The sequence below is a fragment of the Clostridium sp. JN-9 genome (assembly GCF_004103695.1).
Classification (GTDB): Bacteria; Bacillota; Clostridia; order Clostridiales; family Clostridiaceae; genus JN-9.
In genome coordinates, this window is record NZ_CP035280.1 from 454320 (window position 1) to 470149 (window position 15830).

Annotated in this window: 14 protein-coding genes; all 14 read left to right on the forward strand. The window is 34.6% G+C overall.

What is annotated here, in order from left to right:
- The first annotated feature begins 52 nt into the window (after window positions 1–52).
- Entirely contained in the window at window positions 53–736 is a 684-nt protein-coding gene (locus EQM05_RS02185) for an ABC transporter ATP-binding protein (RefSeq protein ID WP_128748506.1), read from the forward strand.
- Window positions 733–3069, forward strand: coding sequence for an ABC transporter permease (locus tag EQM05_RS02190; protein ID WP_128748507.1), 2337 nt, complete (start codon window positions 733–735; stop codon window positions 3067–3069). Before EQM05_RS02185 ends, EQM05_RS02190 begins: the two co-directional genes overlap by 4 nt.
- Window positions 3070–3185: 116 nt before the next feature.
- Window positions 3186–3968, forward strand: coding sequence for an ABC transporter ATP-binding protein (locus EQM05_RS02195; RefSeq protein WP_128748509.1), 783 nt, complete (start codon window positions 3186–3188; stop codon window positions 3966–3968).
- Window positions 3940–6006: an ABC transporter permease gene (locus tag EQM05_RS02200; RefSeq protein WP_243108100.1), complete on the forward strand. Its 2067-nt coding sequence runs from the start codon at window positions 3940–3942 to the stop codon at window positions 6004–6006. Before EQM05_RS02195 ends, EQM05_RS02200 begins: the two co-directional genes overlap by 29 nt.
- A gap of 11 nt (window positions 6007–6017) precedes the next feature.
- On the forward strand, window positions 6018–6704 hold the full coding sequence (locus EQM05_RS02205) for a response regulator transcription factor (protein WP_128748511.1): 687 nt from the start codon (window positions 6018–6020) through the stop codon (window positions 6702–6704).
- On the forward strand, window positions 6691–7725 hold the full coding sequence (locus tag EQM05_RS02210) for a sensor histidine kinase (RefSeq protein ID WP_128748513.1): 1035 nt from the start codon (window positions 6691–6693) through the stop codon (window positions 7723–7725). Before EQM05_RS02205 ends, EQM05_RS02210 begins: the two co-directional genes overlap by 14 nt.
- 65 nt (window positions 7726–7790) lie before the next feature.
- Window positions 7791–10541 carry a sigma-54-dependent transcriptional regulator gene (locus EQM05_RS02215; protein ID WP_128748515.1) on the forward strand — a complete coding sequence of 917 codons (2751 nt, stop codon included), beginning with the start codon at window positions 7791–7793 and terminating at the stop codon, window positions 10539–10541.
- Between the two features lie 87 nt (window positions 10542–10628).
- Window positions 10629–11099 carry a PTS galactosamine transporter subunit IIB gene (gene agaB / locus EQM05_RS02220; protein WP_128748517.1) on the forward strand — a complete coding sequence of 157 codons (471 nt, stop codon included), beginning with the start codon at window positions 10629–10631 and terminating at the stop codon, window positions 11097–11099.
- A 15-nt stretch (window positions 11100–11114) separates the two neighbouring features.
- Complete coding sequence (agaC, locus tag EQM05_RS02225; RefSeq protein WP_128748519.1) at window positions 11115–11915, forward strand: PTS galactosamine transporter subunit IIC; 801 nt, start codon at window positions 11115–11117, stop codon at window positions 11913–11915.
- Entirely contained in the window at window positions 11899–12702 is an 804-nt protein-coding gene (agaD, locus tag EQM05_RS02230) for a PTS galactosamine transporter subunit IID (RefSeq protein WP_128748521.1), read from the forward strand. Before agaC ends, agaD begins: the two co-directional genes overlap by 17 nt.
- Window positions 12702–13142 (forward strand): PTS fructose transporter subunit IIA, encoded by a 441-nt coding sequence (locus tag EQM05_RS02235; protein ID WP_243108102.1) that lies wholly within the window; start codon window positions 12702–12704, stop codon window positions 13140–13142. Before agaD ends, EQM05_RS02235 begins: the two co-directional genes overlap by 1 nt.
- A 121-nt stretch (window positions 13143–13263) precedes the next feature.
- Entirely contained in the window at window positions 13264–13677 is a 414-nt protein-coding gene (locus EQM05_RS02240; RefSeq protein WP_128748523.1) for a PTS sugar transporter subunit IIA, read from the forward strand.
- 29 nt (window positions 13678–13706) lie between these two features.
- Window positions 13707–14174, forward strand: a complete 468-nt coding sequence (locus EQM05_RS02245) for a PTS sugar transporter subunit IIB (protein WP_128748525.1) — start codon at window positions 13707–13709, stop codon at window positions 14172–14174.
- Between the two features lie 17 nt (window positions 14175–14191).
- A complete protein-coding gene (locus tag EQM05_RS02250; protein WP_128748527.1) occupies window positions 14192–15811 on the forward strand; it encodes a mannose/fructose/sorbose PTS transporter subunit IID in 1620 nt (539 codons plus the stop codon).
- The last annotated feature ends 19 nt before the right edge of the window (window positions 15812–15830 follow it).

Consider the following 15830-nt stretch of genomic DNA (forward strand, 5'->3'; position numbering starts at 1 on the left):
TCTTGATGTAAGCTCCATCTGTTATATTTTCATGGAAGGAGGTAATTAAGCTATGGAAATTTTAAAAGTTGAGAAGCTTTGTAAAACATATGGGAAGGGGGAAACTCAGGTCAATGCTCTAAAGGATGTTTCTTTTACCATGCAGAAAGGTGAATTTGCAGCGGTGGTGGGTGAATCTGGCTCCGGCAAAAGCACTTTATTAAATTGTATAGGAGGCTTGGATAACCCAACTTCAGGCAATGTATTTCTTGAGGGCAAGGATCTGTTCTCTATGAAGGAAGAAAACCGAACTGTTTTTAGGCGCAGAAATATTGGGTTTGTATTTCAGTCATTTCAATTAGTACCGGAATTAACAGTGGAGCAGAATATTGTTTTTCCTATTCTCTTGGATTATCAAAAGCCTAATCCTGCCTCGGTAAATGAGGTTTTACAGGTTTTAGGATTATCTAAGCTCCGGAATCATCTGCCCAGTCAGCTTTCTGGAGGTCAACAGCAGCGTGTGGCAATTGGTCGTGCACTGATCACAAAGCCTATGCTGATTTTGGCCGATGAACCTACTGGCAATTTGGATAGTAAAAACAGCCAGGATGTAATGGACATACTTGTGAAAGCGTCCAGACATTATCAGCAGACTATTTTAATGATTACTCATAATGTGAATCTGACTTCCTCGGTAGATCGTGTTCTGCGAGTAACTGATGGGGTTCTCACAGATTTGGGAGGAGTTCGGGAATGAAAAGTTATCTTGATCTTATCCCTATTTCCGCCAAAATCCATAAAAAGCAAAGCAGGATGACGAAGATCTGCATTGTGCTTGCGGTTTTTTTAGTTACCGCTATTTTCAGTATGGCAGATATGGAAATGCGCAGCCAAAAGCTGCAGGCCATTAAGGGCAATGGTAACTGGCATGTGATGTTTAACGGAATTGATGAGCAGGCTGCGGCTATGATTTCCGCAAGGCCGGAGGTTAAAGCCTCTGGGTGGTATACTTGCCTTAGTGAAGAAACCCAATATACCATTTCAGGAAAATCTGTCAGTGTGGCAGGAATGGATAAAAGTGTATTTCAAGCTATGTCACCCACGAAAATCACCGAGGGGGTATACCCAGCAAAAAAAAAGGAGGTTGTCTTAACTGAAAATGCGAAAAGCGGTCTTGGCATCAATGTGGGCGATACAATCACACTAAAACATTCGGATTCAAAACCGGTACGGCTTTCTGTGGTTGGCTTTGCTCAGGGGACTTCTAAACTGTTAAAACAGGATACCTATGCTTTGCTGTTTACAACAGAGGGATTTTGTTCAACAGTTCCAAAAGATCTGCGCACAAGTGAATATATGGTCCAGTTATCTGAGCATTGCAATATGCAAAAGGTAATTGCTGACATTACACAAAAATATCAACTCACTGATAAGCAGGTTTCGCAGAATGGAAATTTGCTGGGGGTACTTGGTCAAAGCAGTACCAGCTATATGCTTCAGCTTTATAGCGTTGCAGCTGTCTTATTCATAGTAGTGCTGCTAGCAGGTATTTTGATGATTTCCAGCAGCCTGAACAGCAATGTCATGCAAAGGACGGAGTTTTTTGGCATGATGCGCTGCTTGGGAGCTACCAAAAAACAAATTATGCGGTTCGTCCGTTTGGAAGGACTGCAATGGTGTAAAACAGCAATTCCACTGGGACTTGGCGTAGGTATAGTAGTTGTCTGGGTGCTATGTGCGGTTCTAAAGGTTTTAGTTCCCGGTTACTTTGCCGAAATGCCGACTTTTGAAATTAGCTTAATTGGTATCCTTTCAGGTATTGCGGTGGGTATTTTTACAGTTTTCTTAGCTGCCAGAGCTCCAGCAAAAAAGGCTGCACGTGTTTCCCCCTTATCTGCAGTTTCAGGAAATGCTAACTCTGTTCAATCAATCCGTACAGCAGCAAATACAACAATTTTTAAAATAGACACTGCCCTTGGCATACATCATGCAACATCAAGCAGAAAGAATTTTTTATTAATGGTTGGGTCCTTCTCTCTTAGTATTATCCTGTTTCTTTGTTTTTTACCAACAGTTGATTTTATGCACCATGCAGCTAAGCCGTTAAAACCGTGGGCACCGGATATTTCTATTATAAGTCCCCATGATACTTGCTCTATATCAAGCAGCATTATTGAAAAGTTGAAAGACAATACAAAAGTAAAGCGGGTATTTGGTCGAATGTTTGCTTATAACATTCCAGCGAAAGTAAACGGACAAGACAGAGCTATTAACTTAATTTCTTATGAAGATTATCAATTTTCATGGGCAAAGGACAGTCTTATAAATGGCTCTATTGATGATGCAAGGCAGAAAGACAATCAGGTATTGGTGGTTTACGATTCCGAAAGCTCTATGCATGTGGGAGATACGCTTAAACTTGGTTCAGGAAATGGGAAAAAAGAAATCACTGTGGCAGGGCTGCTTTCTTCCAGTCCATTTAACAAGGTAAAAGGAGTAGAGACGGTTATTTGCTCTGAAGCGACTTTCCGTGAATTAACTGGCGAAACAAACTACGCAGTTGTTGATATACAGCTTTTTAACAATGCAACAGATGATGATGTGAATGCCATACGTTCTCTGGCAGGCTCTAATATTCAATTCTCTGATTGTCGTGCAGGCAATAGTGAAGCAATAGGAGCTTTTTATTCAATGGCGTTGTTCATCTATGGCTTTCTGGTGATTATTGTATTGATCACCATATTCAATATTGTGAACAGCGTTTCTATGAGTGTTTCAGCTCGCATTAAACAGTATGGTGCAATGCGTGCCATTGGCATGAGTAACCAGCAGCTTGTAAAAATGGTTAAGTCTGAGACTATTATGTATTCTGCAGTGGGAAGCATTGCAGGCTGCATTGTGGGGTTACCTCTGCATAAGCTATTATTCGAGAAAATGATAACTTCACATTGGGGTGATCCATGGCAGCTTCCACTTGGAGCGCTGGCAATGATTGTGGCCATTGTTATTATCACATCTATTTTTGCTGTGCATGGTCCGGCAAAACGAATTCATAATATGTCTATTGTTGATACAATCAATGCGCAGTAGAATATTAAATAATAGTGATACCCCTCACTTGGCAAACCTTACAACAACTGTAAGTGTTAATTAATAATATTATATTTTATAGTATTATTAATAGGAAAGTGCAAGGAGGATATAATATGAAAATTTCAGATAAGCTGCTTCAGGTTCAGGAAGTGCATAAGACATATGGTAAGAAACAAAATGAAACTGCTGCGTTAAAGGGAATTACCTTTGATGTTCTTCCAGGAGAATTTCTTGGAATCATGGGTGCAAGTGGATCAGGCAAGACCACATTGCTTAATTGCATTGCAACCATGCTTAAGCCAACATCAGGGCAAATTTTGTTAGATGGTCAGAATATTTCTTCATTTAAAGGATCACAATTAGCAAAATATAGAGGAAGTAAAATTGGATATTTATTTCAGGAGTTTGAATTGTTAGATAATTTAACTGCTAGAGAAAATATTGTTTTACCATTGGCTATACATGGAGAGAATCCTAAAAAACAGGAGTTACAGCTTAAGCAACTTGCAAAGCAATTTGATATTGAAGATGTATTAAATAAATTTCCTTCCCAAATATCAGGAGGCCAGAAGCAGAGAGTGGCAGCTGCAAGAGCGCTGATTTCAAATCCAAGCATTGTACTGGCAGATGAGCCAACTGGTGCTTTGGATACCAAAAATGCAAAAAGCCTGATGCAAAAGCTATCTTCCGTCAATCAAACAGATGGAGCTGCCATTTTGATGGTTACTCATGATGCTAATGCAGCAAGCTTTTGCTCAAGAATTTTATTTATCCAGGATGGTGTGATATTTCATGAACTTCGAAAGAAAGTACCTGGAGAAACTCAGAGTTCCTTCTATGAACGTATCTTAACTGTTATGGCACAGCTTGGAGGAGGCAGCAGCAATGTTCTTTGATTTTATCAGGCGAAATAGCCGTAAGACCCGAAAAGAGAATGGAGTTTATTTTGCTTCACTTATTATTTCAATTGTAGCCTTTTATGTCATTCTTTCACTTGGTGAACAAGATGTTATGTTATATCTGAAGACCATTGAAAGTGATGCAGTAGCTAAGCTTTTGCTAATGATTCCCATGCTGTATGCGGTTTCATTATTCTTTGTTTTTTTCTTAGTTTATTTTGCAAATAAGTACCAATTACAACTTCGCAGTCACGAATTTGGATTGTATTTAATGATGGGTATGAAGCGAAGCAGGCTGTTTTCAATGATTATGGGTGAAACACTGTGGAATGGCTTAGTTGCTTTGATTATTGGAGTTCCAGTTTCCCTATTTTTAACTGAGTTAATAAGTCTGGCAACTTCCAGGCTTATTGGAATGGGTATTATCGGCCATCGATTTCGTGTCTCGTGGATTGGACTTGGTTTAACGGTAGTTGGTTTTATTATAGTTCAACTGGCAGCTGTGTTTATTCTTAGCTTGAAAATGAGCAGGAAGGAACCTGTGGATTTGCTGAATGAGCAGAAAGAAGAAACGGAACGGGTTATTTCACCTGCATGGGAAATGACTGGTTTACTGACTGGAGCAATTTTTCTATGTGCAGCCTATGTATTGGCAATATTATATTTGCGTAGCCTTGACTATAGGATATTTGCATTAATACTCATTATAGGGATCAGTGGAACTTTCATACTGTTTCGTGGGTTGGGAAGTCTAATTGGAGCATGGATAAAACGTAAAGGTAGTTCTTCTACAGGTTTATTTGTATTTACAGGAAGACAGCTTCAAGAAAATGTTCTAAACCAATGGGGCTCACTTGCTATATCATCACTGTTAATTCTTATGGCAATGGTTTGTTTTGCTTATGGTATTTCTACTGCACTAAATAACAGTGCGGCATCTGATAGAACTGTAGATTTCACTTTTAAAGGATCAGAAAAAGAAGTTGTTTCTGTACTGACCTCTGATAAATTAAAGCCTTATGTAAAAGATTATTATACTATGAAACTAGGAAGTTTTCGGTCGTCCCATGCAGATGCGGCTGAAAATACGGCTTCACGTACTTTTTCCTGGTCAGGATTAGAAGAATCCATCTCCAGAGAAAAAAATTCAGATGAAAAATATAATCTATTAAGGGATTTGTCTTATCATGATAAGCCTTATTTAATTTCTCTTTCTAGTTTTAATGCGCTGCTTAAATCTATTAATAAAGCTCCTATTATATTGAAAAATGATGAAGCTGCAATGTATTCCGGTGAGACATTTTCATACTCTCATGATATACTGAGGAGAGCGCTGCAGTCTAATCCTACAGTTATTATGGGTGAAAAACAATATAAATTGGCATCGACACTATATACAAGTAATGTTGTTGCAGATAGAGCCATTACTCTTTCATATGCATTGATAGTTACCGATGATGTCTTTAATGCCTTCACAGGAGGTTCCCAGGATTCATACCTTTGGAATATGGTTCTAACTTATGATTTTGTCAAGGAAAAAGGTCTAATGCAGGCCATGCATCAAGTAGATGGGCTGCTGAGTACATCTGGCTTAGATTATGAAAGTTATCTTTCAAGTATGGGAAGGCAGTTGTTTTATACAGTGGCAGGAAGTTATACTACATTCTATTTAGGTATAATGTTCTTAATCATTGCAAACACGGTGCTTGGCTTAAAGTTTCTTATGCAGCAAAAAAGTACGATGCATAGATATTCCACAGCGGCTATGCTGGGAGCAAGTATTGAATCTTTATGTTCATCAGCAAGGACACAGATTTGGTTATATTTTGGTTTAGCTGTCTTTGCAGCACTGATCAGTTCTATTTTTGGTATTTGGTCCATGCTGGATGCTTTTCCAAATTCAATAAGCATAAATAAGAGGACTGGTACAGTATTGATTTCTATTATTGTATTTATAGTTTTTGAACTTTGTTATATTTGGATGATTCAGCGAAAGAGTGATGAAGAAATTAACAAATTAAAAGAGATAGAATAGGGGGTGAATGCGTGGAAAAGATAGTTATTGTTGAGGACGATGTTTTTCTACGTGAAGAGCTGCAAAATATATTAGAGAAAGAGGGATACTCTGTAGAGTGTATCTCTTCTTTCAATACCCCCGTGGAAGATATTGTTTCAGCTTCTCCTTCCTTAATTTTATTGGATTTAAATTTACCAAAGCTATCTGGATTTGATATTTGCCATGTACTAAAGGCCAGGGGAATAGGCCCCATTTTAGTACTAACTTCACGTAATCAGCTTCGTGACGAGCTGCATGCACTGGATTTAGGTGCAGATGATTATTTAACCAAGCCCTGCCATCCTAAACGGCTAACCGCTAGAATTCAAAAACTGCTTCACATATATTCAAATATGTATGTTCTATTAGATGCTGGTGATTTTCAGATAGATGAGAAGGCAAATATATTGTATGTTGGTAAAAATTCTATTTTATTATCAGAGAATGAAGGAATTATTATGAAGGCATTGGTGAAGGCTGCTCCCGCAGCAGTAAAAAAGGAAGAGCTTTTTAATCTGCTGTGGGGAAGCAGCAACTATGTAGATGAGAACATACTACAAGTAAATATGACTAGATTGCGTAAAACTCTTGATGAAGTTGGATTATTTAATCGAATCAAGACTATCAGAGGAATTGGTTACCAGCTAATAGGAGGGATTGCCAATGAAACCAAGTGATTGTCTAAATATTCTAAAGGAATCACGCTTTTGGATATTACTTTTTTGTATAAGTGATGCCTTTTTTATTTTTCTGGCATGGGTGGCATATCCAGAAACATTCAGGCTCCTAGTTGGTATCATGATTGCTTTTTCTATAGCCAGCATTATTTTAGGTATGCTGTATACTTGGAAAAGGCAGGAGAATCAAGACAAAATCTTCTATGACTTTTTTAGAGAGCCATCATTGGAACATGAGAGCGAATTAATAAAAACCACTGGTGAATTACATAAAGAAAAGGTAAATTATCTGGCTGATAAATTACGTATGCTAAATGACCAGTTAGATGGGGCAAGGCTGCAAACTATAGATTACGAAGAATTTATTGAAAGCTGGGTTCATGAGATAAAGACGCCTATTTCTCTGGCAACTTTAGTTTTGGAAAACCGTAAAGAAGAAATGTCTCAATTGGTATATGAAAGACTTGAGCATGCAAGAATCAGCATCAGTGATGATGTTGAGCAGATACTATTTTATGCAAGATTACAAGCATCCCATGTTGACTATCGATTAGAGAGTATTTCCATTAGACACTGCTGTAAAGATGTAATGCTGGAGCTTCAGGCATTGCTGGATGAAAAAAAGGTTAAAGTTGTTTCTCAGGTGGAAGATATACCAATCGTATCAGACAAGAAGGCTCTCCAGTTTATTCTTACACAAATATTTGTTAATGCAGTTAAATACTCTAATGTAGAAATTGATAGTTTTATCTGGCTGAAAACTGGTTTTGATAGTTTAAAGAATCGATATTATTTAAGGATATGGGATAATGGTATGGGGGTCCTTAATTCTGATCTTCCTTTCATTTTTGACAAGGGATTTACAGGAGACAGTCCCAGCTTAAAGCAGTCTACTGGTATAGGCTTGTATCTTGTAAAGAAGTTATGCGATGAACTGCAGATTGGAATAGAAGTTGAGTCTGAGTATGGGAATGGATTTGTAATTCAGTTGCTATTTCCAATAATTGAGGATCATAAATAGCTGATTTACTTTGAAATCTATTTAGTAAAATATTAATAATTCAATAAAATCGAGGGTTAACACTAATGACAAATAAAGAAAAGGTTAGTTCAAAATTAAAAGAGCTTTGCATTAAAATAGATGGTGCAAAAGAATATGGTATAACATCATCGGATATTGCTAAGGACCTTGGACTTCAAAGGAACCTGGTCAGCCATCTGCTTAATGGGATGAACAGAGAAGGTAAAGCCATTAAAATCAATAAACGGCCTGTATATTTTATGGATTCAGAAGTATATGAAAGCAGAAAGAGTGAACTTAATCTCATATCAGTATATTTAAATGACAGCAAAACAACTAATACTAATACTCTTAAGGATCCTTTTAAAGAATTAATAGGATCAAATGGCAGCCTAAAATATGTTGTGCAGCAATGTAAAGCAGCAGTGGCATATCCTCCTAACGGACTACCATTTTTACTTGTGGGCGAATCCGGAGTTGGGAAAAGTTTTCTAGCTCAATTAGTATTTGATTATGCAAGGTATTCTGGTTCTATAAAAGAAAATGCTCCTTTTATAATATTTAATTGTGCTGAATATGCAAATAATCCAGAACTTTTTTCTGCTATATTGTTTGGAGCTTCCAAGGGATCTTATACTGGTGCAGATAAGGATAGAGAAGGCCTTATTGAAAAAGCAGATGGAGGTTATTTGTTTCTTGACGAAATTCATAGGCTGCCTCCAGAAGGACAGGAAAAACTTTTTCTATTCTTAGATAAAGGCATTTTTAGGAGAATAGGAGAGACTGAAAAAAGCAGAGAAGCAAATGTTAGGATGATTTTTGCAACAACAGAGGATCCGGAAAGCCAATTTCTTCAGACTTTTTTAAGAAGAATTCCACTAATAGTAAAGATTCCCACCTTTCAGGATAGACCATTAAAAGAGAAACTGGAGCTCATTAAGAGCTTTTATAAAAAGGAAGCTGTAAATATTAATAAAGATATATTGGTTAGCAGCCAAGTTATAAGCATTCTCATTAATAATAACAGCTATGGAAATATAGGAAAACTGACAAATGCCATAAAACTAAGCTGTGCCAGTGCCTTAAACAGTTATACTGATAAAAGTAAACCAGTTAAAATAAAGATAAATAATCTACCAAAGGAATTTATTAATAAAGATGATTCCATAATACTAAATAAAATTAATACAGGTGATATGATCTTAAGCTGTACTGGTAAAGATGACATTATTGATGAAAGCAATAATTCAAATAAGATAGTGGACCTGACAAATAGAATTGTAAGCTTGATTAAAGATTTAAAAGGCGGGAAAAAAAGCAGTGAAGATTTTATGGCAGAAGGCACTGTTATTTTAAATGATTTAATCGATGATATTATTTTTAAAAGGGAAGATGAGGATTCAAGGACTATAATTTTTAATTCTATCGAAAAGATTACAGAAAATACTTTAGCTTTCATGCACTCAAATTTTGGAATGAATTATTTTGGTAATAGTGCTGAAGTTCTTGCACATATTCTCACACACTTTATAGAAAGATATGATGAAAACTATATATCAGATTTTCAAGAGTCAGTTGAGTATTTAAGTAAGTTATATTCTAAGGAGTATAAGGCAACCATTAGAATAATTGAAAATATAGAAAATAATTTGGATTTACAGGTTAGCAAAGCTGCAATTATATATGTGCTGATTTATATAAAGTCTAATAACAAGGAATCAAACCCAAATCAAATAAATGCTGTAATAATTACCCATGGATATTCAACGGCAAGCAGCATTGCCGGAGTTGTAAACAGAATGCTTGAAAGATATATTTTTGAACCTTTTGATATGCCATTAGAAAGTTCTGTATTAGAAGTTTCTAACAAACTAAAAGATTATGTAAAAACAATTGATATATCAAAAGGATTGCTAATATTAGTAGACATGGGTTCCTTAGAAAATATATATACTAATTTGGAAGATGAGCTTTATGGTGATATTGCAATAATAGATAATGTTTCTACTGGTTTAGCATTGGATGTAGGCACCAAAATATTTAAGTGCGAACCCCTTGAACAGATTGCCAGGGAAGCTGCAGAAAATAATATAAGCAGATATAATTTTATACCTTCAAGGAAAAGAAGGGAAGATGTAATTATAACTACTTGTGTAACAGGTGTTGGAACTGCAGCAAAATTAAAGGAGTTATTAAACAGTTGTTTCAAAAATGAGAAAATTAAAGTTATAGCTTATGATTTTGATAGGTTAAAAGATAATGGATGCGAGGATTTTATATTTAAACAATATGATGTAAGACTTATTATTGGAACAGATAATCCTAAGATAGATTCTATTCCATATATTTCATTAGAGGATTTAATTATGAGTAAAGGAAATGAAGTTTTAGCCAATACTTTAAGCGGACTTGTAGATGAAAAAATAATAGAAAAAATTAATAGAGAGACAGTTAAGTTATTTACACTGGAAAATGTTTTAAATTATTTAACCATACTTAATCCAGATAAAATTATTGACCAGGTAGAGCAGGCACTAATTACCCTTGAGAGAGGGATAGGCTTTAAGTTTCAAAACGATCTTAAGATTAGTTTGTATATACACATAAGCTGCATGATAGAAAGATTAGTTATTAAAGATCCCATTATGACATATAAAGACACAACAGAACTTGAGCAGTGTCATGTACACTTTATAAATTTAGTAAAAGATGCATTTAGTGTAATAGAACAGTTTTATAAAGTGGAGATACCTATTTCAGAAATTGGATTTATTTATGACAGCATAAAGAATAAAACTGAGGATTTTCAGCTATAAGCTGTGCCAGGTAGTAAAGATGTACACTACTTGGCACAGCTTTTGCTATATTTATAGATATAAAATAAAAATAAGGAGGACATAACAATGGAACCAAATATTTTATTAACCAGAATTGATAATAGACTTGTTCATGGACAAGTAGGTGTTACCTGGACGACATCTTTAGGAGCTAATCTTCTTATAGTTGCAGATGATGCTGCTGCAAAGGATCCTATCCAACAGCAATTAATGTCTATGACTGCTGAATCATCAGGTGTTGGCATTAGATTCTTTACAATAGAACATACAATGGAGATAATTCGTAAAGCTTCACCCAGACAAAAGATTTTTATTGTTTGTAAAACACCAAAGGAAGTAAGAAGACTTGTAGAGGGTAACGTTCCTTTAAAAAAAGTAAACGTTGGAAATATGCATTTTTCAGAAGGTAAAAGAGCTTTAACTAAAAAGGTATATGTAAACGATGAAGATATGGAAAACTTAAAATTCATTGCATCTAAGGGTATTAAAGTATATATACAAGACACCCCTGGAGATATAAAAACAAATATTGAATAAAAAGGAGAAATTATTATGCACAGTATTACATTAATGCAAGGTATTTTACTGTCTGTAATGGCAATTATAGTTGGTTTTGACTTTTGGCTGGAAGGTCTTTATATTTTTAGACCAATAATAGTATGTACACTAGCTGGGCTTATTTTAGGAGATTTAAAACTTGGATTAGTAGCTGGAGGGCTTACAGAACTGGCATTTACAGGATTAACACCAGTGGGAGGAACACAGCCGCCTAACCCAATTTTGGCAGGCATAATGACAACTGTTATAGCATACACTACAGGCTCTGATGTAAAGGCTACAATAGGACTTGCACTGCCATTTAGTTTTTTAATGCAATATATAATATTATTTTACTACTCAGTATTCTCCGTATTTATGAATAAGGCAGAAAAATATGCAGATGAAGCTGATACAAAATCCTTTGCAAAATTAAATATAATTACAACTTTAATTGTTGGATTAACTTATGGAGTAGTTGTATTCTTATGCACATATGTAGCTCAGGCTCCAATGCAATCATTAGTTCAAAGTATGCCTCAATGGTTAAAACATGGATTTGAAATAGCCGGAGGAATTTTACCAGCAGTTGGATTTGGATTACTGCTAAAAGTAATGCTGAAAATAGAATATGTACCTTTTCTTATAATAGGATTTATAACAGCCTCATTCCTTAACTTCTCAAATTTATTACCAGTAGCTTTAATTGGTGCTGCATTTGCATTATATGTATACTTTAATGATAAAAATACAGCTGAAACTATTAAGGCTGAAAGCAATAATCAAGGAGGCGAAGATTATGAAGACGGAATCTAATAACAAAATGACAAAAAAAGACTTAAGAAATTTAGCTTTCAGGTCAGTTCTTCTTCAATCAGGTTTTAACTATGAAAGAATGCAAGCTAGCGGCTGGACATATGCTATGCTGCCTTTTTTAAAGAGAATTCATAAAGATGATAAAAAAGCATTGTCAGAATCAATGCATGATAATCTGGAATTTATTAATACAAATCCTACATTATCTGGATTTTTGATGGGCTTAATAATATCACTTGAAGAAAATAATGAAGACAGAAGCGTTGTAAAAGGGTTAAAGGTAGCTTTATTTGGACCTTTAGCTGGAATAGGCGATGCTTTACTTTGGTTTACATTATTACCTATAGTTGCAGGCATTTGTTCATCCTTTGCAATTGAAGGAAGTGTATTAGGACCAATATTATTCTTTGCAGTTTATGTTGGTGTATTTCTTTCACGTATTATATGGACAACAGCAGGATACAATCTTGGTGTAAAAGCAATTAATATTTTAAGAGAAAATTCAAAGGCTATTTCAAAGGCAGCTACAATATTAGGAGTAACTGTTATAGGTGGATTAATAGCATCTTATGTTCACATAGAGCTTGTTCTTAAAATACCTGTAAGTGCAGGCCATGTAATTTCACTGCAGAAAGATTTTATAGATAAGATACTGCCTAATATACTGCCTATGGCATATACTTTATTAATGTTCTATCTATTAAAAAAGAAGAACATTAATCCAACAATATTAATACTAATAACCTTTGCCGCTGCTATTCTATTATCTTTATTGGGGGTTCTATAATGATGAAAACCAATATAATAATAACCGGACACGGAAATTATGCAACAGGGATAGAAAGTTCATTGAAATTATTAGCAGGGAATAGTGAAGGTGTAGAATTTATCGATTTTCTTGAAGAAGATAATGACACTTCATTAAAAGAAAAAATCTTAAAAGCTGTTTCGAAAAATTCAGATTCACAATTTCTATTTGTATGTGATATGGTAGGCGGCACTCCATTTAAGGTATGTGCAATGATTGCCAATAGCTCAGATAATATGGAAGTTGCAGCTGGCTGTAATGTAGGGGCCATTTTAGAAGCAGTATTGATAAAAGATACAATGCCTCTAAAAAATCTTGCTGATTCAATCATAGATTCTACTAAGAAAGGGGTTGCCAGATTTAAGAAAATTAATGTAAGTAAAATTGATAATAATTTGGATTCGGAAGACGGTATTTAGCATCTAAATAATAAAAGCAGAGTGGTTAATAATAAAACGGCTCTGCTTTTATAGTTAACAAGGCGGCAGAAGGTGTGATAATATATAAGAAGTAATAATTAGAATCCAGAGGTGTATTTATATGGTTGGAATAATAGCAATTTCTCATGGTAACTACGTAAAAGAACTAATAAATTCTGTAGAGTTAATATATGGGAAAATTGATGAAATTGAAGCTATTTGTCTCGAGAAAGCTGAAAGCATAGAAAGTTTAAATAGTAAGATAGAACTTAAGATTAAAGGGCTTGATGCAGATGAAATCTTAATATTGGTTGATTTGCTTGGAGGAACTCCATATAATGCAAGCAGCCTTTGGATGAAAAATCCGAATATCAATGTAGTTACCGGTATAAATATGCCTATGCTGCTAGAAATTCTTCCACATAGAAATGAGGGACTTATGAAAGTTTCGAAAATTGCCGAAGAATCAGCAAAAAATGGAATAATTAATGTTGGAGAAAAATATAAAACCTTAAACAAGCCAAAGATAATTTAAGAATAATTCATGGAAGGAGAAGAATTACATTGCTCAAAATAGTAAGATTAGACGATAGGTTAGTTCATGGACAGCTATTCAATAATTGGTGTACCTATGAAAATATTACAGAAATATTAGTAGTAAACAAGGAAGTAAACAATAATGAAATAAGAAAAACATTTATAGAAATATCTGCCCCTGAAAACATAAAAATTATATTTTGTGATGTTTCTAAGGCTCTGGAAATATATGAAGAAGAATGTAAATTTGAGAATGTAATTATTATTTTTGGCAATCCCTTTGAGCTTTTAGAGTTCATTGAATATGGTGGGAAAGTAAAAAGCATAAATATAGGTGGAATGTCTTACAAAAAAGATAAAAAAAGAATTAGTACTACATTTTATGTTGACGAAGCTGAACTTAAGGCTTTAAAAAAAATAGCAGGCTATAATATTGAATTGGAAATAAGGATTCTGCCTACGGATAAAAAAATAGATTTCTTAAAATATTGCTAGTGTTAGGGGAGAACAATATGTCAATAAAGCAAACCGTACTATTAATTGTTTTCACTTCTATATCTGGAATTGGATCTTCTACAGAAGAATTTCAAACTCACAGGCCATTAATTGCGGCTACTTTAATTGGTATAGCACTTGGAGATATAAAAAGTGGAGTAATAGTTGGTTCTCAGATGGAACTCATTGCACTTGGATGGATGACAATAGGTGTAGCAACACCCTTAGATGCAACTTTATCATCAATAGTAGCTGCCATATTGGTAATCCTGGGGAAGCAGCAGATAGGTGTGGCAATAGGTATTGCAGTTCCTTTTAGCGCAGTAGGACAATTAATGTTCATTGTACAAAAAGGAATTATAGATGTAGCAATAATGCATTGGGCAGAAAATGGAGTTGAAAGAGGCCAATTATGGAAAGTTACAACAGCTCATTTTCTAACGGCAATTCCAAGCATTATAAGAATAACTGTACCTTCTTTAATAGTTGCATATTTTGCAAATATCACTTCTATGCGGAATTTCTTAAATTTAATACCTAAGACCATAACAATTGGACTTCAAATTTCTTCAGGTTTTCTAGTTGTGGTGGGTTATGCCATGATACTTAGGATGCTTAATCAGAAAGAAATGCTGTCATTTTTCTTTATGGGATTTTTGGTAATGACTTTTTCTAATATAACATTGCTGGGACTCACACTTTTAGGCTTAAGTCTGGCAATGGTATACTATCAGATTTCAAATATGATAGATAAGGGTAATAATAGAAATAGAAGAACTGAAAACAATACTGCTAACTTAGAGAAAAAAGGCGAAAAAACTAAAATTGAAATAACAAAAAAAGATTTAATGAAGGTATTTTGGAGGAGCCAGTTTTTCCAGCTATCCTGGAACTATGAAAGACTTCAAAATTTATGTTATTGCTACTGCATTATGCCTATTTTAAAAAAGTTATATAAGCAAAAAGAAGAACTTCAATCAGCTGTAAAGTCTCATCTGGAATATTTTAATACCCAGCCTTTCTTTTCATCTGCTATTATTGGTGCAGACATAGCTTTTGAGGAAACTATGGTTAATGGGCAAGAGTTTGATACATCTAGTATAGCACGGGTGAAATTAGCTTTAATGGGGCCTATGGCAGGCATAGGTGATCCAATAATATGGGGAATAGTTAGACCAGTTACTGCAGCTATTGGTGCTGGTATTGCATCTAATGGAAATATATTAGGACCTATATTTTTCTTTGCAGCTATGAATACAGTAAGATTATTTATGAGATATAATGTTTTAATGATTGCATATAGGGAAGGTACGAATATTATTACTAAACTGAAAGGTATTCTTCCTAAACTAAAAAATTCTATGGCTGTATTAACTTATACAATAATAGGTGGATTAGTTGCAAAATGGACGGTTATAAAGGTACCTTTTGTTTTATATTCTATTAACAGCAAAAATGGTGTAATTACTGCTACTGTTCAGCAGCAATTGGATTCTATAATGCCTAATATACTACCGCTTATGTTAACCTTTTTTGTATATTGGCTGTTAAAGAAAAAAGTGTCCCCAATGATATGTATGTTTGGATTAATGATTTTAGGAATAGCTGGATATGCATTAGGATTTTTAGGCTTATAAAATTTATTATAAAAAAAGA